Source organism: Plantactinospora sp. CNZ320, assembly GCF_002846275.1.
In genome coordinates, this window is record NZ_PJMP01000001.1 from 5523118 (window position 1) to 5541620 (window position 18503).

19 protein-coding genes are annotated in these 18503 nt (G+C 71.6%); 7 read left to right on the forward strand and 12 right to left on the reverse strand.

The features are described 5' to 3' along the window. Window positions 1-326: 326 nt before the first annotated feature. The 3 genes from CLT71_RS24645 to CLT71_RS24655 all read right to left on the reverse strand — a co-directional run bounded on the left by CLT71_RS24645 (window position 327) and on the right by CLT71_RS24655 (window position 1574). A complete protein-coding gene (locus CLT71_RS24645; protein ID WP_101369197.1) occupies window positions 327-518 on the reverse strand; it encodes a hypothetical protein in 192 nt (63 codons plus the stop codon). Between the two features lie 160 nt (window positions 519-678). Continuing rightward, window positions 679-1143: a hypothetical protein gene (locus CLT71_RS24650; RefSeq protein WP_101369198.1), complete on the reverse strand. Its 465-nt coding sequence runs from the start codon at window positions 1141-1143 to the stop codon at window positions 679-681. Next, window positions 1140-1574 (reverse strand): MarR family winged helix-turn-helix transcriptional regulator, encoded by a 435-nt coding sequence (locus tag CLT71_RS24655; protein ID WP_486483430.1) that lies wholly within the window; start codon window positions 1572-1574, stop codon window positions 1140-1142. Before CLT71_RS24655 ends, CLT71_RS24650 begins: the two co-directional genes overlap by 4 nt. Window positions 1575-1955: 381 nt before the next feature. On the opposite strand from CLT71_RS24655, the gene CLT71_RS24660 reads away from it, so the two are divergent. Beyond that, window positions 1956-2993: a tetratricopeptide repeat protein gene (locus CLT71_RS24660; RefSeq protein ID WP_101369200.1), complete on the forward strand. Its 1038-nt coding sequence runs from the start codon at window positions 1956-1958 to the stop codon at window positions 2991-2993. Window positions 2994-3142: 149 nt separating this feature from the next. Next, entirely contained in the window at window positions 3143-4189 is a 1047-nt protein-coding gene (locus CLT71_RS37140; RefSeq protein WP_158242300.1) for a hypothetical protein, read from the forward strand. 23 nt (window positions 4190-4212) lie between these two features. On the opposite strand, the gene CLT71_RS24675 is transcribed toward CLT71_RS37140, so the two are convergent. After that, complete coding sequence (locus CLT71_RS24675; RefSeq protein WP_101369203.1) at window positions 4213-5388, reverse strand: homogentisate 1,2-dioxygenase; 1176 nt, start codon at window positions 5386-5388, stop codon at window positions 4213-4215. A gap of 94 nt (window positions 5389-5482) precedes the next feature. Here CLT71_RS24675 and CLT71_RS24680 point away from each other — a divergent pair, with 94 nt between their 5' ends. The 3 genes from CLT71_RS24680 (at window position 5483) to CLT71_RS24690 (ending at window position 8041) form a co-directional block, all read left to right on the forward strand. After that, window positions 5483-6394, forward strand: a complete 912-nt coding sequence (locus tag CLT71_RS24680) for a hypothetical protein (protein ID WP_101369204.1) — start codon at window positions 5483-5485, stop codon at window positions 6392-6394. Window positions 6395-6410: 16 nt separating this feature from the next. Further along, window positions 6411-7628 carry a fumarylacetoacetase gene (gene fahA, locus CLT71_RS24685; protein WP_101369205.1) on the forward strand — a complete coding sequence of 406 codons (1218 nt, stop codon included), beginning with the start codon at window positions 6411-6413 and terminating at the stop codon, window positions 7626-7628. Between the two features lie 215 nt (window positions 7629-7843). Continuing rightward, window positions 7844-8041 carry a DUF397 domain-containing protein gene (locus tag CLT71_RS24690; RefSeq protein WP_101369206.1) on the forward strand — a complete coding sequence of 66 codons (198 nt, stop codon included), beginning with the start codon at window positions 7844-7846 and terminating at the stop codon, window positions 8039-8041. Window positions 8042-8228: 187 nt separating this feature from the next. Here the strand turns inward: CLT71_RS24690 and CLT71_RS24695 are convergent, their stop codons facing one another. After that, window positions 8229-8726: a hypothetical protein gene (locus CLT71_RS24695; protein ID WP_143743593.1), complete on the reverse strand. Its 498-nt coding sequence runs from the start codon at window positions 8724-8726 to the stop codon at window positions 8229-8231. A 565-nt stretch (window positions 8727-9291) separates the two neighbouring features. Between CLT71_RS24695 and CLT71_RS24700 the strand changes: the two genes are divergently transcribed. After that, window positions 9292-10599 (forward strand): outer membrane protein assembly factor BamB family protein, encoded by a 1308-nt coding sequence (locus tag CLT71_RS24700; protein WP_101369208.1) that lies wholly within the window; start codon window positions 9292-9294, stop codon window positions 10597-10599. 18 nt (window positions 10600-10617) lie between these two features. On the opposite strand, the gene CLT71_RS24705 is transcribed toward CLT71_RS24700, so the two are convergent. The 6 genes from CLT71_RS24705 to hppD form a co-directional block, all read right to left on the reverse strand. Continuing rightward, on the reverse strand, window positions 10618-11661 hold the full coding sequence (locus CLT71_RS24705; protein ID WP_101369209.1) for a hypothetical protein: 1044 nt from the start codon (window positions 11659-11661) through the stop codon (window positions 10618-10620). A gap of 34 nt (window positions 11662-11695) precedes the next feature. After that, a complete protein-coding gene (locus CLT71_RS24710; RefSeq protein WP_101369210.1) occupies window positions 11696-12247 on the reverse strand; it encodes a hypothetical protein in 552 nt (183 codons plus the stop codon). Between the two features lie 130 nt (window positions 12248-12377). After that, window positions 12378-13529, reverse strand: a complete 1152-nt coding sequence (gene hisC, locus CLT71_RS24715; RefSeq protein ID WP_101369211.1) for a histidinol-phosphate transaminase — start codon at window positions 13527-13529, stop codon at window positions 12378-12380. Next, window positions 13526-14632, reverse strand: coding sequence for an RDD family protein (locus CLT71_RS24720; protein WP_101369212.1), 1107 nt, complete (start codon window positions 14630-14632; stop codon window positions 13526-13528). The genes hisC and CLT71_RS24720 overlap by 4 nt, the downstream gene beginning before the upstream one ends. Window positions 14633-14660: 28 nt before the next feature. Further along, on the reverse strand, window positions 14661-15443 hold the full coding sequence (locus tag CLT71_RS24725) for an RDD family protein (RefSeq protein WP_486483431.1): 783 nt from the start codon (window positions 15441-15443) through the stop codon (window positions 14661-14663). Between the two features lie 11 nt (window positions 15444-15454). Next, window positions 15455-16675, reverse strand: a complete 1221-nt coding sequence (gene hppD / locus CLT71_RS24730; RefSeq protein ID WP_101371748.1) for a 4-hydroxyphenylpyruvate dioxygenase — start codon at window positions 16673-16675, stop codon at window positions 15455-15457. Between the two features lie 137 nt (window positions 16676-16812). Here hppD and CLT71_RS24735 point away from each other — a divergent pair, with 137 nt between their 5' ends. Continuing rightward, window positions 16813-17355 carry an Lrp/AsnC family transcriptional regulator gene (locus CLT71_RS24735; protein ID WP_101369214.1) on the forward strand — a complete coding sequence of 181 codons (543 nt, stop codon included), beginning with the start codon at window positions 16813-16815 and terminating at the stop codon, window positions 17353-17355. Here CLT71_RS24735 and CLT71_RS24740 read toward each other — a convergent pair. Further along, entirely contained in the window at window positions 17259-18299 is a 1041-nt protein-coding gene (locus CLT71_RS24740) for a helix-turn-helix domain-containing protein (RefSeq protein WP_101371749.1), read from the reverse strand. The genes CLT71_RS24735 and CLT71_RS24740 overlap by 97 nt on opposite strands. Window positions 18300-18503: the final 204 nt, after the last annotated feature.

Sequence of the window (18503 nt, forward strand, 5' to 3'; positions counted from 1 at the left end):
AGCTGCGGGTGTTCGCGACTGCGGACGCGGGGGGCCGCTCCGGCCACAACTCGTCGACCAACTCGTCCCTGCCGACCAACCGAGCCGGCCGCGACGCCAGCATCGCCAACACCATCTGCTGCTTTGGCGGGCCGAGTGCCAGCGACACACCATCGGAAATGATCTCCAACGGTCCCAGTAGCGAAACCTCTAACATCAGGACCCCCGATCAGCCGGATCGACGGATCCGGCCCCCAACGCCCCAGGGTATCCACGGTGGTCGGTGGCGCAGTCGCATATCCGTCGATCTCTCCGTCGCGTGATCACCAGCGGCGGCTCAGCACAATTCAGCGCGAACCCTGGTGTGGCGGGCTCGGCGGCGGTTGCCGGGGAAGCCAGTAGACGATCCGGGCGGCCAACTCGCGGGGATCGGCGCCGGGTAGGTCCTGTAGGGCGTGTTGCAGTTGGCCCGCGAGGTAGATCAGTAAGCCGATGCGGTCCTCCCGGTAGGCGCGTAGCAGGTTGAGGCGGGCTTTCAAGCCGGCGGCCTGGTGCGCCTTTTCGTCCGGAGCGTCGCTCCGTACCGGTAGTCGGGTAGACGATCGCCCCGGCGTCCGTGTGGCAGTACGGGCGCCGGGGGCGTAGCCGTGTCCGGGCCTGGACGGCAGTTCCTTCAGCCGGGCATCCGTGGAGGCTCGATCACGGGGAGGCGAGCCGGGCTTCGGACTCTTCCTGGTCGACGCCCTGCCAGGGAAAGGGAGCCAGGTCGGGTGCGACCCAGCCGCTGCGGGCTTGCGGGCTGGCCAGGGTGGCTGAGGTGTAGAAGCGGGCGAGCAGGCGCTTGTCGAGTAGCGCGGGCTGTCGGTTGATGAAGGCGGCGAAGTCCCCGGTGGCGTGGTCGGCCGTGTGGTGGGCCACCAGCTCCACCCAGGCCCGGCTGACGGTGGCGTGGTATTTCTGCGGCGCTCCGGCATAGCGGGCGGTGCGCTGGATGCCGTCGCTGACCAGGCCGATGGCGGCCGGCATGCCGACCCGGCGGACTGCCAGCCAGGTCAGGTGCAGGTGGGCGCGATGGTCGAAGCGTTCGGTGGCAGCGGTCACCTCGGCCATCAGCTCGTCGAAGAGCAGGGCGGGTTCGGAAGACCCGGAGTCGGTCGGGGTCATGCGGGCGCCTCCGTCAAGGCGCGCAGGACGGTGTGGAAGCCGGCGATCGAGTCTGCGGGCAGATCGGCGAGGGCGCGCTCTTCCAGCTCGACCAGGGTCTGCCGGATGGTGCCGGCGGCCAGTCGGCCCGAGGCGGTCAGCTCGATGAGCACGACCCGGCGGTCGCCCGGGCGGGTGCCGCGCGTGATGTGGCCACGCCGCTCCAGTCGGTCCAGCACGCTGGTCAGCGTGGTCGGTCGGGTGCCGGCGGCGGCTCCCAGTTCAGAGATCGTGCGCCCGCGACCGTCCGAGAGGATGGCCAGCGCATTGATCTCGGAGGCCGTCAGGTCGAGGTCGACCAGTCTCGCGGCAAGGATCTGCAAGGTGGCATGGGTCGCGCGCTGCAGAGCGAGCAACGCAGACTCTTCCGAGGGTGCGGAGAAGTTAGACACGAGATCAGATTATACGAGATCGTAGTATCGGTTGACGAGCCGCCGAGGGCGGCAACGACGAGCAGCGCCAACAGTTGTCCGATGAGGACTCCGGGCGGGTGGCTGAAGACCCGGCGCACACCGCAGGACATGCCACTCCCTGCGCAACGGCGTCGGCGCTGGGGCACACCTTTGGGGAGGATTTTGGGACCAAGCCTGACACCACGGGGGGAGCGCCAGGCTTGGTCCCGTCTACGGTACCGCGCATCTGCCGGCATGGGGAGTGGGCATTCGGCGGGTCGTCGGGCAACTGGCCGGCGCGGTCCGCCAACTGCCCGGTGAGCGGGTGTTCGGCGGTCGGGTGATCGGATCCGCCAGGACAGCGCCGGATAGGCTCGGCCCGTGCCGAGCGATGCCGATTCCGACCAGTCCTCCTCCGCCGAAGGGTACGTCCAGCGCGCCGAACTGCTCGCCGAACTCGGCCGGTACGACGAGGCTGCCGCCGAAGTCGGGTTCGCGATCGCGCTCGACCCGTCGAACGTGCAGGCGCTGGTGATGCTGGCGATGGTCAAGCTCGCGGGGGACAAGCCGGAGGAGGCGCTCACCGCCGCCGACTCGGCCGTGGCCGCCGCGCCGGAGTTGATCCATCCACTGGTGATCCGGGGACACGCCCTCGCCGATCTGCGCCGGTTCAAGGAGGCGGCGGCGACGGCCGACGAGATCCTCGCGCTCGGCCCCGACGACGCGTACGCCCAGCGCAGCGCGGCGGCGATCCTGGGTGAGGCGCGCAACGGCCAGCATGCGCTGAACGCCGCGTGGCGGGGTGTCGAGCTGGCGCCGGAGGAGCCGCAGGCGCACCTGGTGCTGGGTCTGGTGGCGGCCCGGATGGAGATGTTCGAGCTGGCCGAGCGGGCGTACCGGGAGGCGTTGCGGCTCGACCCGGAGCTGGCAGCGGCCCAGCACAACATCGGGGTGATCCGGCTGGAGCAGCGGCGCTACTCGGAGGCGCTGGAACACCTCGCCGACGCGGCGGCGTTGCAGCCCACCAGCCAGGACGGCGCCCGCGCGATCGGCGGCGGCCTGCGGCAACTCGTGATGTACGGCGCCGGCTACACGATCATGGTGTCGGTGCTGGTGGCCTGCCTGGCGGCGGCGAACCCGGTGTCGTCCCGGATCTGGGCCGCACTGGCGGCGGTGACCGGCGGCATCCTGGTCTGGCGCTTCGCCAGGAGGGTGCCGAACCTCGGCCGGGGGCGGCTGCCCGACCTGATCCGCGCCGACCGGATGCTGGCGCTCGCCGTCTACGCAGTCGTCGCCGGCCCCTGCCTGATCCTGCTCTACGCGATCCTCGGCACTCCGTGGCCGCTGGTGCTGGCGCTCGTCGCCACCGCCGCGACCCAGTTGGCGGTGCTCTTCGGCTGGTCACCCGGCCGCGACTGACGGCAGCAGCCGCATCGAACGGCCGGGATGAACAGGTAGAGTCCGGGACAGAACATCCCGCTTCCGCACGGCCTGCCGTGCCGACGGTACGTTCGGGGGGTGCGATGGCTCGACAGTGGACTCGTCGGCTCGGTGTGACGCTCTGCGGGGTGTTGGTGTTCACGGGTTGCACCGACGAGAGCGGCCCGGAGCCGCCGGCACCCAAGGTGACCACCCAGGAGTTCGAGCAGCGGCTCACCGAGCACCTGTCCCGGGCGGTGACCGGGGCGCTGGAGGCCGAGGCGCGGGCCACCGCGCCGAGCCACTCGCAGAGCGTGGGCTGCGCCGACCTGCCCGGCGGCGGCCCGAGCTGGGGCGTCCGGCCGCGAGCCGCGCTGACGGTCACCGCGGGCGAGAAGGCCGGGAAGTACCTCGACGACGTCGACACGTGGATGATCCGCGAGGGTTTCGGTGAACGTACCAAGCGGTGGCGGGTCGAGACGCCCGCCGACGTCCAGGAGATCACCGGCGAGCACGACGACGGCACCGAGTTGCTCATGGAGATGGCTCGGGACAGCGGGACGTTCACCGTCGAGCTGACCGGGCCGTGCACCTGGCCGCCGAACCGGTCCGGCGGTCCGCCGCCCTCCGGGCAGCTCCCGCCCCTGCCGGCGCCGTCCGGTCCGACACAGACCCGCAGCGAGGATTCCGACCAGCCGTGCAGGTCACCGAAGCTCTACGTCTACAACCTCACCTCCCGGCCCTTCGCCGGCCGGGCTCCGCACCTGATGGCGCTGGTCAGATACGCCGACGAGCGGGAGATGGAGTACGCCGAGATCCTGCTGCCCGACGCCTGGGAGCCCCGGTACGCGCCGGGCACCTCCCAGCGGAACCTCGACGAGGTACAGCTCCTCGTCTGCGTACGGGTGACCGCGACCCGGGACTCGCGGCAGGACGTGACCTGCAACTACACGAGTGAACCGGCGTCACCGAGCGGCGGTCTGCCGTTCACCTTCGACCTGTTCGAGAGCGTCTACCACGTCACGGTGCGGGAGGCCCGCAGCGGCAAACTGGTCAGCGAGTTCACCGTTCCGGGTCGGCGGGGCGCCGAGGACAGTTGTCCGTTCCGGATGGACTACAACCGGAAGCTGGCCCGGGGCATCGACGAGCGGGCCTTCGAGCGAAGGTTGAAGTCCCTCGTCGAGGCACGCCGGTGACGAGGCTGCCGGCGCGGTAGGGCTCAGCCGGTGGTCCGGCCGGACCAGGTCCAGGCGTATCCGCTGTCCTCACAGGACAGTCCCGGGTCGCAGAGGTCGAGTGGGCGGAACGTGTCGACCATGACAGCCAGCTCGTCGAAGCTCTCCGCCCCGATCGCCCGCTCGGGGGCGCCGGGCTGCGGGCCGTGGGTGAAGCCGGCCGGGTGCAGCGAGATCGACCCCTGCTCGATCCCGGAGCCGCGCCGCGCCTCGTAGTTGCCGCCGGTGTAGAAGATCATCTCGTCGGAGTCGACGTTGTGGTGGTTGTACGGCACCGGAACGGCCAGCGGGTGGTAGTCGACCTTGCGGGGTACGAAGGAGCAGATCACGAAGTTCGGCCCCTGGAAGGTCTGGTGCACCGGCGGTGGCTGGTGGAGCCGGCCGGTGATCGGCTCGAAGTCGTGGATCGAGAACGCCCACGGGTAGAGGTGGCCGTCCCAGCCGACCACGTCGAACGGGTGGTTGGCGTAGACGTGCCGGGTCCAGCCCCGGCGGTGCTGCACGTAGACCTCGACGTCGGTCTCCTCGACCAGCAGTGGCGCCTCCGGGCCGCGTACGTCCCGCTCGCAGTAGGGGGAGTGTTCGAGGAACTGGCCGCGTACCGAGAGGTAGCGCTTGGGCGGGCCGATGTGCCCGGACGCCTCGATGGCGAGCATCCGCAACGGTTCCGGGGCGACCGGGACGACCCGGTACACCACCGAGGTCGGGATGATCACGTAGTCCCCGGCGGTCACCCCGAGCACACCGAAGCTGGACTCGATCCGGGCGGCACCGGACTCGACGTAGAGGCACTCGTCGCCGATCGCGTTGCGGTAGAGCGGGGAGGGGCGGTCGGCGACGACGTAGGAGATCCGGACGTCGTCGTTGGCCAGCAGGTGCGCCCGGCCGAGGATCGCGTCGGTGCCGGCGCCGCCGTCGAGCTTGTGGGTGCGCAGGTGGCGGGGCTTGAGTGGCAGGTTCGGCACCCGCTGCCAGGCCGGCGGGGTGAACTCCTCGGCGGCGACGATCGCGGTCGGCAGATAGCGGTGGTAGAGCAGTGACGAGTCGGAGGAGAAGCCCTCCTGACCCACCAGCTCCTCGGCGTAGAGGCTGCCGTCGGGCTGCCGGAACTGGGTGTGGCGCTTCCGGGGAACCTCACCGACGCTGCGGTAGTACGGCATGATCGCCTCCCTTTTGTCCCAGTCACCGGCCGACGGCGTCCGATAATCGGACGGTGTTGTCCGCTAGTCGTAGCGTCCCGTAAGTTCTCTGTTCGTGTCAACGCAGGTGCCCCGGCTCTTCGCCGGGCTGGTCGACGACGCCGCCGTCTTCCCGCCCGGCAGTGCGAGCCTGCCCGACGCGGTCGCCGCACATCGCCGGTACCGCAATGCCTGGTACGCCCCACTGGTCGGCCCGCTGCTGCTGCCCGCCTCCGCGCTGCCCGACCTGCCCGCCCTGCTCGACGAGGACGAGCGGCAGGGCGAGGACGAGTGGCAGGGCGAGGACGGGTGGCAGGGCGAGGACAGGCGGCTCGACGTCGGCGTGATCGGCGACGTACCGGTGGCAGAGCTGTATTCGCTGCCCGAGCGCACCGACCCGCGGATCCGGATCCGGCAGGTCGAGATGGCGGTGGCGAAGCGGGGCGAGGACCCGCTGCCCGGCCTCGCCGCGCTCGCCGGCCTCCCCGCCCACCTCGACGACGCGGACGTCTACGCCGAGATCCCGCTCACCTGGGGGCTGCTCGGCGCGCTCGACCGGCTGGCCGACGAGCGGGCGGCCGGCAGGCGGATCGCGGCGAAGTTCCGCACCGGCGGGCTGGCCGCCGAACTCTTCCCCACCCCGGTCGAGCTGGCCGCGGTGATCGCCGCCTGCCGGGACCGGGAACTGCCGTTCAAGCTCACCGCCGGGCTGCACCACGCGATCCGGCACATCGACCCGGAGACCGGTTTCACCCACCACGGCTTCGTCAACGTCCTCGCCGCCACCACCGTGGCCTGTTCCGGCGCCGAGGTGGCCGTGGTGGCCGAGACGCTGGCCGGGACCGACCCGCTGCCGCTGGTCGAGGCGGCCCGATCCCGACGCGACGAGCACCGTCCACTCTGGATCGGCTTCGGCTCGTGCAGCGTGATGGAGCCGCTCATCGACCTGGTCCGGCTGGGACTTGTGAACGGAGGCTACGAGCCGTGACAGTTGGGGGAGACGCGTGACCTGGGTGGCGGAGGCGGCGGGATCGGCGTACGGGGTGCACAACCTGCCGTACGGGGTCTTCCGGTCGGCGGGGCGGGCGCCCCGGATCGGCGTACGGGTCGGGGATCTCGTCCTGGACCTCGACGGTGCGGAGGCGGCCGGGCTGGTACTTGCCGGCGGCGCGCTGCGGCAGCCGACCCTGAACGCGTTCCTGGCGCTCGGCCGGGCACAGTGGAGCACCGTCCGGACCCGGATCGTGGAGCTGCTGACCGAGGAGGAGCACCGCGCGGCGGTGACCCCGCTGCTGGTCCCGCTCGACCGGGTCGAGATGGTGCTGCCGTTCGAGGTCGCCGACTACGTCGACTTCTACTCCTCCGAGCACCACGCCAGCAACGTCGGGAAGATCTTCCGGCCGGACGGGCAGCCGCTGCTGCCGAACTGGCGGCACCTGCCGGTCGGCTACCACGGCCGGGCCGGCACGGTGGTGGTCTCCGGTACCCCGGTGGTCCGCCCGACCGGGCAGCGCGGCACCCCCGACGGGCCGGTGTACGGGCCGTCGACCCGGCTGGACATCGAGGCCGAGGTCGGTTTCGTTGTCGGGGTGGGTTCGCCGCTGGGCGAGCAGGTCGGGGTGGACGACTTCGCCGCGCACGTCTTCGGGGTGGTGCTGGTCAACGACTGGTCGGCCCGGGACATCCAGGCCTGGGAGTACCAGCCACTCGGGCCGTTCCTCGGCAAGTCGTTCTGCACCTCGGTCTCGCCCTGGGTGGTGCCGCTGGAGGCGCTCGCCGACGCCTGGGTACCGGCGCCGGAGCAGGAGCCGGCGGTGCTCGACTATCTGCGGGACGTACCGCACCTGGGGCTGGACCTGCGGCTGACGGTGGACTGGAACGGCACCCGGGTCAGCGAGCCGCCCTTCGCCGGGATGTACTGGACGCCGGCCCAGCAGCTCGCGCACCTGACGGTGAACGGGGCGGCACTGCGTACCGGTGATCTCTACGCCTCCGGGACGGTCTCCGGGCCGCTTCGGGAGCAGGTCGGCTCCTTCCTCGAACTGACCTGGGGCGGGGCCGAGCCGGTGAAGCTCGCCGACGGCTCGACCCGGACCTTCCTGTCCGACGGCGACACGGTGCGCATCGGCGCCACCGCGCCGGGGCCGGACGGCACCACGGTCGGCCTCGGTGAGGTCGTCGGAACGATCGCCCCGGCGGTGGCCACCGCGCCCCGGCGGTAGGGCGCGTCCCGGTCGTAGCGGGCCGCGTCAATTGGCAGCCCAGCGTACGCACAGAGGGCTTCCAGGCGGCGTTCAGAGGGCTCCCATCCGGCCGGTCGGACGAAGTGTGCGATCAATTGGTCAGGACGAGTAACAGGATTGCTTCACCCGCGTTGAATTACCCGGACGGTTACAAACCCGTCATCAATGGTGATACACCTTGAAAGGGTACAAACATGTTCAATGCGGAAGTTGCTCGCTGGCGCAAGAGCAGCCGTTCCAACGACCAGGGACTCTGCATCGAGGTGGCCGACAACCTGCCCGGAGTGGTGGGCGTGCGCGACTCCAAGGACCCGGACCCGGTGCTGTCGTTCGAGCCGGCCAGCTGGGCGGCGTTCGTGGCGGCGTCCAGGTCGGGTGCGTTCAGCGGCTGACCCGTGACCGCACCGCGCCCGGACGGGCCGCGTTTCGGATTCCACCCGCGGTCGCTTCGACCGCTGGGAAAGGTTGAGAAGGTGCACTGATGGCGGCGGTGACCGGCTCGCGAACCCTGCCGCGAGCCGGTCGCCGTCCGTTGATCCCGTAGGCCGCTCGACCTGCGGCGGGGACGGGAAGGGTCGATCAGCCCCAGCCGGGCAGGTAGGTCTCCCACGAGCCCTTGCCGGACGACCTGGCCCGGAGCATGCCCTGCTGGCTGCCGGTCCAGCTCACCTCGGTGGCGACGTACTTGCTGTTCGCCTGCGAGATGAGGAAGTAGTCCCAGCCGTTTCCGATGTTCGACTTGGTGAACTTCTCCCACCCGGAAACCTTCGACGACTTTGCCCGGAGTACACCGTTCCAGACGGTGGAGTTGATCTCGGCCTTCACGTAGAGACCGTTCGCGTTGGACTTGAGGGTGAAGTACGAGGGATACATGCAGAGCGTGAACCTCTCCCACGGGCCGATTGTGGTGGCCCGGGCGCGCAGGACGCCGTGGTTGAAGGTTCCGGCAAGGTCGGCACCCAGCTCGACGCTGACCGCCTTCTGGTTGGCGGCCGAGACGATGACCAGGTTGTCGTTACAGGTCGCCGCCGCCTGAGCCGGTCCCGCCACCACGACGCCTACTGCGGCGCTGAGCATCGATGTCGCAGTCAAAGTCAGCCAACGTTTCAATCGCACGAAACAGCCCCCGTTTCTCAGATCCGGGCAATCGCCCTATGCCTGCACATGTCCTACCAAGTGGCCGGCCTTGATCAAGGTACACGGCGTCCGGATCACTGGTCCGCGTACATCGACGACATAGGTGGCTCGCGACTGTCGCGCGGACATTTTCGGGGACGGAGTGCGATTGAGAAATCGACATCCGGCAATTGGTTGGCCGCTCTCGGCCATCTCGCCGGCCCACCCCGCAGGGCCGCCCGTCCGCGGATGGATCCCCCGATTCGCCCGCTGCCGAGCAGGGCGTACGGCGGGGCGTGGTGGTCGCGGGCGCCTGGACGGGGCAACTCGACACTGACTGCCGGGAACTGGTCCGGCCGGCCGGCAGCCGACCGACCGACGGTGGTGGTGGTGCGTGATTATCTTCTCGATCACGGTCTGGTAAACCTGCCGGCACCTCGGCCGGATCCCGCCGCCTGCGGGGTCCCGCACCTGCCAGGCGCGGGTCGAGCGGTGGTCGGTAGGGTTTCGGCGGAGGTGTCCGGGCATGGCAACGCCGAACGGCGCGCGGAACTGGCCGCGAACGGTGCCGCGAACGGTGGTCGCCATCGCGGTGGCGGTGCTGCTCGTGGCCGCATCCGCCGTGATCGTCTACCGGGTGCTGGCGCCGGCCGAGGTGACCACCCCGGCCCGGGGCGACTATCCCGCTCCGGTGACCGCCCGACCCGGCGTGGTCGGCACCCTGAACGCGGCACCGCTGATCGTCGACGACCGGCTCCGGGTGTACGCCACCACCCGACAGATCCGGGCCGACCGGCCGGTCGACGCGCCCACCCGGCGTACGCCGTACTGGTCGTACCGGCGCTGGCCCGCACAGGTGGCGGGCCTGGTCGCCGACGGCGGTACGGTGCTGACCCGCTGGTCGGACGGCGAACTGGTGGCGCTGGACGCCGGTACCGGCACTGTCCGCTGGCGGGCCACCGGACCGAGCCCCGGGCACGACTATCTCGGCCGGCGCACCGGAGCCGCCACCGTCTACGCCCCGACCGGCCTGCACACCGCCCGTACCTCGACCGGCCGGCCCGTGCTGGTTGTCGGCGGTACCGCCGACCGGCGCGGGTTCGACATCGACACCGGCCGGGAGCTGTGGCGCCTCACCGCCGACCCGACCTGCTCCGACGGTGGCCCGGACGACGAGGCCGCCGCCGGGGCGGGACAGGGGCTGACCACCGCCGACGGGTTCTTCGCCGTCGTCGACACCTGTGCCGGGTCGGGTGAGGTCGAGTTCCACGACGTGGCCACCGGCAACCTCGCCGGTCGGTGGCGGCCGGACGACTCCGGGCAGCCGGTGCAACTGAGCCCGGTCGGCTGCGTGACCGACCGGTCCGGCTGCCGGGCGCTGCGTACGGTGAGCGGCGGGGTGACCCGGGGCTGGCTGGTCGACGGTGCCCGCCCGGTACCGGCACCCACCCTGGACGCTCCCGAGGCCGTACTCGTCGACGAGGTCGCGGTGGCTCCGGCCGGGACCGGGCTGTCGGCCCGATCGGTGCGGGGCGGCGCCGAACTGTGGCGCTGGTCCGAGGCCGGGCAGGCCCGGCTGGTCGCCGCCCAACCGGGTCGGGTGCACCTGCGTACCGCCGGAGGTGACCTGGTCACCCTCGACCCGGCGACCGGGGCGGAAAGGTCCCGTTTCCCGTTCACCTACGGGCGGGACTCGACCACCTGGGCGCCCGGGTTCGCCTACGCCGCCAGCGGCTTTCTCGCCGTGGAGCGGCTGGCCGAGCCGGTGGACCCGGCCGCCGGGGACGACCGGTACTACCTGGCCGCCCAACCGGTCATCCTGGCCGGCACCTGACCCGCGCCCCGAGCCGGTTCACGACGGCCGGCTCGCGACGGGATCCTCCGTGCCGGCCTTTCGGCGGCGGTGTGTCCGCCGGGCCACGAGGAAGAGTCCGCCGGCCACCAGCAGGCCGACGGCCAGGGAGGCTCCGAGAATGCCCCACCGGGTGCTCAGCGGCCCGAAGAGGGTGCTCGGCTCGCCGACCTCACCCGGGTCGGGGAAGCTGATCCGGCCGGTTCCGGTCTGTCGGACGGTACCGCTCTGCAGTTCGATGTCGATCTTCCAGGGGCCGTTGGGCAGTTCCCTGGGGAACCGTACGCCGACCGTGCCCGACGTACCGGGTGCGAGCGTCGTACCCTCGATCACGTCGAACGGGCCGGCGCGCATCCCGGCGGGACCCTCGGAGAGGGACACGGTTCCGCCGAGGTCGAGCGCCCGCCCGCCGGTGTTCTCCACCCGGATGCTGACCGACGGTACGCCCTGGGCGTCCCGGGCCGGCACCACCTCGCCGATCGTGAAGCTGGACGGCGGCTCGCCACCGATCCCGATGTCGAGATAGACGCGTACGCCGACCCGGTGGACCTGGTTGACGTTCGCCGACTTCTTCGGCGGGGACTTCGTCGAGGCCCAGATGACGGCGTACCGCTCACCCTTCGAAGCCGGCGGCGGTACGTCTAGGGTGGCCCGGACCCGGGCCTGCCCGCCGGGCGGAAGTTCCACCCGGTCCCGGTCCAGCGAGATCCAGGAACTCAGCTCGTTCTGGGTGCGGCCCTCGCCGAACCGGAACCGCCCCTCCTCCAGGGTGGCCGCCGCGGCGTAGAGGTCGACCCGCTGGGTGCGGGTGGTCTTGTTCACCACCAGCAACTGCCGCCGGATCACGGTGCCCGGTGGCAGGTGGTCCACGATGTACCGCAGCGCCCGCGGGTCGCCGCGACGGTCCACCGGCGCCTCCAGCAGTTGGATGCCGATGCTCTCCGCGTCCGGCTCCCGCGCCGCCGCGCCGGCCTGGGCGGGTGGCAGGCCCAGGCCGACGAGGCAGGCGAGGAGCAGCGGTATCCAGCGTGCCGGTCGGGTCACCGGTCCGGTGCGGAACGCCGCCGCCCTGCGGCGACTACGCCACCGAATGCGTCACCGTCCCGGTGTAGGTGCCGGCCTCGGCGTCCAGCGGCACGTTGATCGTGATCCCCGGGTTCCAGGTGGCGGAGTTGTTGCCGGTGCCGCCGACGTGGGAGAAGACGACCACCGGGGTGACGGTGTCCAGCGGCACCTCGTCGCCGATGGTGGGCTGCCCCGGGGTGAAGGTGCCGTTGCCGGTCGAGGTGATCAGCCCACCGGACCAGTACTCGACCTCCGAGGCGAGGATCGTCTGGCTCGGCGTACCGGTTCCGGTGCTGAAGACCGTCGACGTCACGCTCGCCTCCCAGGAGGCGTCGTCCGAGGCGCGGGAGTCGGTGACGGTGACGGGGCCGAGGGAGCCTTCGATGGCGGTGCCCGGTGCCCCGGCACCGAGGTCGGCCGAGGTGGGCGCGTCGATGTCGAGGGTGCCGGCGGTGACGTCGAAGGTGACGGTGGTGGTGTCGGACGGTGCCGCCACGGCGGGGGCGGCGATTCCCACCGCGGCCGTGGCGGACACCGCGATCACGAACAGTCTGGCAAGTCGCACGGACGGTACCTCATGTTTCTCGAATTGGTCGATGAGTCGGGCGGCGGAACGGATTCGCCACCCATTCGAGAAGATAAAGTGCTTCGTCCTATTTGTGCGCTAAAAACGGTTAATTACCGCTGGTTTCGCGTTACCGCTGGTTGGTCAACTGGTCGGCAACCGCTAAAAAGGCGTCGTTCTCGGCAGGATTACCAATTGTCACGCGTACACCCTCACCTGCGAAGGGGCGGACGATTATTCCGCGCGCCTCGCACGCCTGCGCGAATGGCACCGACCGGTCGCCGAGCGGCAACCACACGAAATTCGCCTGGCTCTCCGGCACCGTCGCCCCGGCCGGCCCGCCCGGCAGCCGCTTGCGCAGCGCCTCGGTCACCCGCTCCCGCTCGGCCACCACCAGCGCGCAGCGCCGACGCACCTCGTCGGACTGGGCGAGTGCGGCGAGCGCCCCCGCCTGGGCGGCCAGGCTGGTGGAGAACGGGGTCACCACCTTGCGTACCGCCGCCGCCACCTCCGGATGCCCGACCAGGAAGCCGACCCGCAGCCCGGCCAGCCCCCACGCCTTGGAGAAGGTGCGCAGCACCACCACGTTCGGCCGGTCGCCGTACGCCGCCAGGCCGTCGGGCACCTCGGGGTCGGTGACGAACTCCCGGTACGCCTCGTCGAGCACCACCAGCACGTCTTCCGGGACCGAGGCGAGGAACCGGTCCAGCTCCGCGCGGCGCAGGCTGGTCCCGGTCGGGTTGTTCGGGTTGCAGACCAGGATCAGCCGGGTCCGGTCGGTCACCGCCGCCGCCATCGCGGCCAGGTCGTGCCCGTGGCCGGCGTCGTTGGGCACCCGCACGCTCGTCGCGCCGCTGGTCGCCACGATGATCGGGTACGCCTCGAAGGAGCGCCACGAGTAGACCACCTCGTCCCCGGGCAGGCAGGTCGCCCGGACCAGGTGCTCGGCCAGCGCCACCGACCCGCAGCCGGTGGCGATCCGGTCCGGGTCCACGCCGTGCCGCTCCGCGAGCGCGGCCCGCAGTGCCAGTACGCCCATGTCCGGGTACCGGTGGGTCTCGGCGACCGCCTCGGCGACCGCCTCGACCACCCCGGGCAGTGGCCCGTACGGCACCTCGTTGCTGGCCAGTTTGATCGCTTCCGGCAGTCCCAGCTCCCGGGCCAGGTCCGCCGGGCTGCGCCCCGGTACGTAGTTCGGCAGCGCGTCGAGATCGGCGCGGGTCAGCCGGGGAGCCGCCGGCCGCCGGTCGGGGCCGGGGGTGGAACTGGTCGGACCGGTCATGACGCGGAACCTCCGGTGTGATCGTGCGAGGGGCCGGTGTGCTCGGCCGGGGGACGGGCCGGAGCGGCCGTCCGCACCACCACGGTCTGGCCCCGCTTGTCGTGCAGGGCCTGCCGCAGCGGCCGGTCGAAGAACGGGAACGCGCAGTCGACGAGCTGGATCAGGAAGCCGATGCCGCAGCAGCTCCAGAGGAAGACCGGCAGGCCGAGCATGTTCCACCGCCGGAACGAGCGGCCGAAGCCCAACTGTTCGGTCTCGGCCAGCGGTACGACCTTGATCCCCATCACCCGCTTGCCGACGGTCTGCCCGGTGTTGGCCACCGACGGCACCTCGTAGGCGAACCAGAGCGCGACGGCGACCAGCAGGACGACCACCTGTAGTCCGTCGGCCTGTGCGCTCACCTGGGGCAGCCCCTCGGTGGTCGACTCGCCGGCCAGCGCACGCCGCCAGATCTCCCGGCTGACCGGCTCGACCTCCTGCACGAAACGCCAGACGAACCAGCCGTTCACCACCACGTTGAGCAGCAGCACCAGGCTGATGTCGATCAGCCGGGCGAGCACCCGGGCACCGAGCGGCGCCAACTCCAACCCGTGCGGCCGAGGCGGTGGCGCCGCCCAGTACGGGTGCGGCCAGCCTGGCGGCGGCTGCCCGTACGGCGGCATTCCGGGCGGCGGCCCGTACGGCTGTCCCGCCGGACCCGCACCCGGCCAGCCCGGCGGGACCGGTGGCCCGGAGGCGGGCGGCCCGCTCGGCGGTGCGCCGCTGACCGGCGGTGTCCCGCCCTGCGGCGGACCGCTGACCGGTGGCCCGGACCAGGGCGGTCCTCCCCACGGCGCGGCCGGTCCGCCGGGCGAGCCGGCCGGAGGCGTCGCCGGTGAGCCGGCCGGAGGCGTCGCCGGTGAGCCGGGCGCGGCGGGAGAACCCGGTGCGCCGGCACCGCTCGACGGCGCGGGGGCCGGCTCGGGCGGCTCCTCGGCCGGCGGCGGACCGGGCGGTGGGGTGGCGTCGACGGGCAGCGGGGCGCCCACCCAGCCCTCGCCGTCCCAGTATCGCTGGGTGGTCGGCTCGGCGGGGTCGGCGTACCAGCCCGGCTGCACCGTCACCGGAACGACCTTGGTTGCGTCCTGACGTTCACGCTGGAACCTTAACCACCACGGTCTTGGCGAACTTGTCGTGGAGGCACTGCTGGTACGGCTTGTCCCAAAGCTGCCAGAGCCCGTCGACGTAACCGAGCCCGGGAAGCAGCCCGCTGCCCGCCTGGACAATCCACCGTCGGGCCAGCGGCTTCCGGCCGATCGCACCGGTTGGATCCAGCGGAATGATCTTGATTTTCATCACCCGCTTACCGAAGGTCTGCCCGGTCCGCTTCGGCATCTCGACGTGGTAGACGTACTGGAACGCGAAGGCGACCACGAACAGGCCGGCCTCCAGCAGCAACAGCGGCAGCAGGAAGTCGAACGGGTTCATCTCGATCGTGCCGGTGTCCGGGTCGGGGACGGCGAAGAGGTCCGGACCCACGGTGGCGAAGAAGATGAGGAAGGCCGGGATCGCGATCACCATCACCGTCCCGGCGAGGATCGCCCCATCGATCAGGTACGCCAGCAGCCGGTCACCGAACGTGGCGAGCGGCTGGCCGGAGGGGCTGACCGGCGGCGGTGCCGGGTAACCGGGCACCGGACCGTGACCGGGCACCGGACCGTAGCCGGGCCGACCCGGCGGGTACCCGGGCGGGCCGTACCCGGGCGGCGGAGCGTACCCGGGTGGGCCGTAGCCGGGCGGCGGAGCGTACCCCTGCGGGGGTGGCCCCGGCCCGCCCGGCCGCGGCCCGTAGCCGGGCTGCCGGGGGTGCGGTGGGACGAAACCGCCGGTCGGCGGTCCGGACGAGGGTGGCATGGCTGGCGGTTGCTGGGTCACGCCGGACAGTGTTACAGGTTTCCGCGCGCCTCTTGTTCCCGCTCGATGGCCTCGAAGAGCGCCTTGAAGTTGCCCTTGCCGAAACCGAGCGACCCGTGCCGCTCGATCAACTCGAAGAAGACCGTCGGCCGGTCCTGGACCGGCTTGGTGAAGATCTGCAACAGGTAGCCGTCCTCGTCCCGGTCGACAAGGATCTTCCGGGCCTTCAGCTCCTCGATCGGGGCGCGGACCTGGCCGATCCGGGAGCGCAGCTCCGGATCGTCGTAGTACGAGTCCGGGGTGTCCAGGAACTCGACGCCGGCCGCCCGCATCGCGTCCACGCTGGCCAGGATGTCGTTGGTGGCCAGCGCGATGTGCTGGGCACCCGGCCCGCCGTAGAACTCCAGGTACTCGTCGATCTGCGACTTGCGACGGGCCACCGCCGGCTCGTTCAGCGGGAACTTGACCTTGCGGGTGCCGTTCGCCACCACCTTCGACATCAGCGCGGAGTAGTCGGTGGCGATGTCGTCGCCGATGAACTCGGCCATGTTGGTGAAGCCCATGACCCGGCGGTAGAACTCCACCCACTCGTCCATCCGGCCCAGCTCCACGTTGCCGACGACGTGGTCGACGGCCTGGAAGAACCGCTTCGGCTGCACACCGGCGTCGATCATCGGCTGGCGGTCCACGATCGGCCCCTGCGCGACGAAGCCGGGCAGGAACGGGCCGCGGTAACGGGACCGGTCGACGAGCGAGTGCCGGGTGTCGCCGTACGTGGCGATGGTGGCGACCCGGACCGTTCCGTGTTCGTCGGTCACGTCGTACGGGGCGGCCAGGCCGGTCGCGCCCTGCGCGATGGCGTGCGCGTACGCCGCGTCCACGTCCGGCACCGCCAACGCGATGTCGAGTACGCCGTCGCCGTGCCGGGCCACGTGGTCGGCGTCCGGGGCGTCCGGGCGTACCGCGCCGGTGAAGACGAACCGGGCCGAGCCGCTGGTCAGTACGTACTCGGCGTGCTCCCGGTAGCCCTGCTCCGGCCCCCGGTACGCCACCCGGGTCATCCCGAACGCGGTCGAGTAGTAGTGCGCGGTCTGCTTCGCGTTGCCGACCATGAACCGGATGTGGTCGATGCCCTGCACCGGGAACGGGTCGGCCGCGTCGTCGTGCGCGACGGCCCCGACGAGCCGGTCGACGTCGACGTCGAGGTCCAGAGCCGATCCGGCGGTGGACGGCTTGTGGAGTGCGCTGGTCATCGTCCTGCCTCCCTGCGGGTGCCGCGACCGGCCGGCGGTCCGGCCCGTCTTTCCCGGGAGCATCCCGCTCCGACGCCGGCTGGGCAACCGATCGGCAAAACGCTGGGCAGGTTGTGCATTTAGTATGGTCGGTAGCCGTGACTACAGTGCAAACTGTTCAGCTCGATCCGCTCGACGTCAGGCTGATCGACCTGCTGGCTGCCGAACCCCGGATCGGCGTCCTGGAGTGCTCCCGCCGGCTCCGGGTGGCCCGGGGCACCGTGCAGGCCCGGCTGGACAAGCTGCTGGCCCGGGGCGTGATCGCGGGTCTCGGGCCGCAGCTCGACCCGGCGGCGCTCGGCTTCGCGGTGACCTCCTTCGTCACGCTGGAGATCAACCAGCGGCCCGGCCACGACCCGGTGACCGAACACCTGCGCGGCATCCCCGAGGTGCTGGAGGCGCACACCATCACCGGCTCCGGTGACGTGCTCTGCCGGATCGTCGCCCGCTCCAACACCGACCTGCAACGGGTACTCGACCAGATCGTCTCGCACGAGCAGATCGAGCGGGCCTCCAGCATCATCGCGCTGGCGGAGAAGATCCCCTACCGGGTGCTGCCGCTGCTCCGCTCGGCTGTGGAGACCGGACCGGAGGGCGGGGCCTCGGCGGCGAGCGCGTCACCGAGCGCGGTGCGCTCGTAGCGGACCGACCGGCCGAGCCGGGTCCGGCTGACCAGCCCGGCGTCCCGGAGCACCGCCAGGTGCCCGCCGACGCTGCCCAGCCCGCTGCCGAGCTGGGCGACGAGCTGACTCGTGGTGGCGGGGACGGCCAGCGCCCGCAGCACCGCCGCCCGGGAGGCGCCGACCAGCCGGTCCACCGCCTCCGGGGTACGGCCGGGCGGGGGCGGGCCGAGCAGGTCGGCGATGCCCCGGGCGGGATAGATGATCGCGTACGGCCAGGGCGGCTCGGTGTAACTGATCAGTGGACCGAAGGCGCTGGGTACGAAGAGCAGACCCCGGCCGGCCAGGTCCCGGCTGCCCCGGGCGGCGCAGTCGACCTCGATCACCCCGTTCGCCCCGTCCGAGATCCAACGCAGCCGTGGATCGAGGTCGGCGAGCGCGGCGGCCCAGCCGTAGGTGGCGAGTTGCCCGGCCCGGCGCAGCAGGTCCCGTTCCAGTACCGCCCGCAACCGTGGCCAGTCCGGCGCCACCAGGGTCTCCCAGGCCGCCTCGATCCCGTCGGCGATCCGGTCCACCACGTCCGGCGCCTCGAAGATCCGTCGCGCGTACTCCGGCGGGGTCCGGTGCCCGGCCAGGTTGCGGGCCAACTCCTCGCGGGCCTGCGCCAACGGGGTGGCCCGGATGACGGCAAGCTCGTCGGCGAAGCTCAGCCCGACCGCCGGCGGCGGTGGCTGCACGAAGTCGGCGTTGTAGCCGTCCCGGCGCAGCAGGGTCAGCAGCGCGCCGACGGCCGGGCAGTCCCGGCGCAGCCGCAGGTAGCGGTCCCGGGACCGGGCCAGCCAGGGGTCGAGCGCCGCCGACCGGTACTGGCCGGCGCAGAGCCGCAACGCCGACATCGCCTCGCCGAGCGGGGAGATCGCGAACCGGCTGGCCGCGATGTCGGCCGAGGTCACCTCGATCCGGATGGTCAGGGAGGACTCCTTCCGCCACACGCCACACGGGCGACCCCACTGTCGACCCGGCGAGCCGTCGCCGTGCTCGACCCGGCGACCAGTCGCTGTGCTCGACCCGGCGGGCCGTCGTCACGATCGACCCGGCCGGCGGGGGTCGGCATCTTTCGCTCTTGCCCGAAACTCTAGTGCCGTTCGGCGGTGCCGCGCACGCTGGCC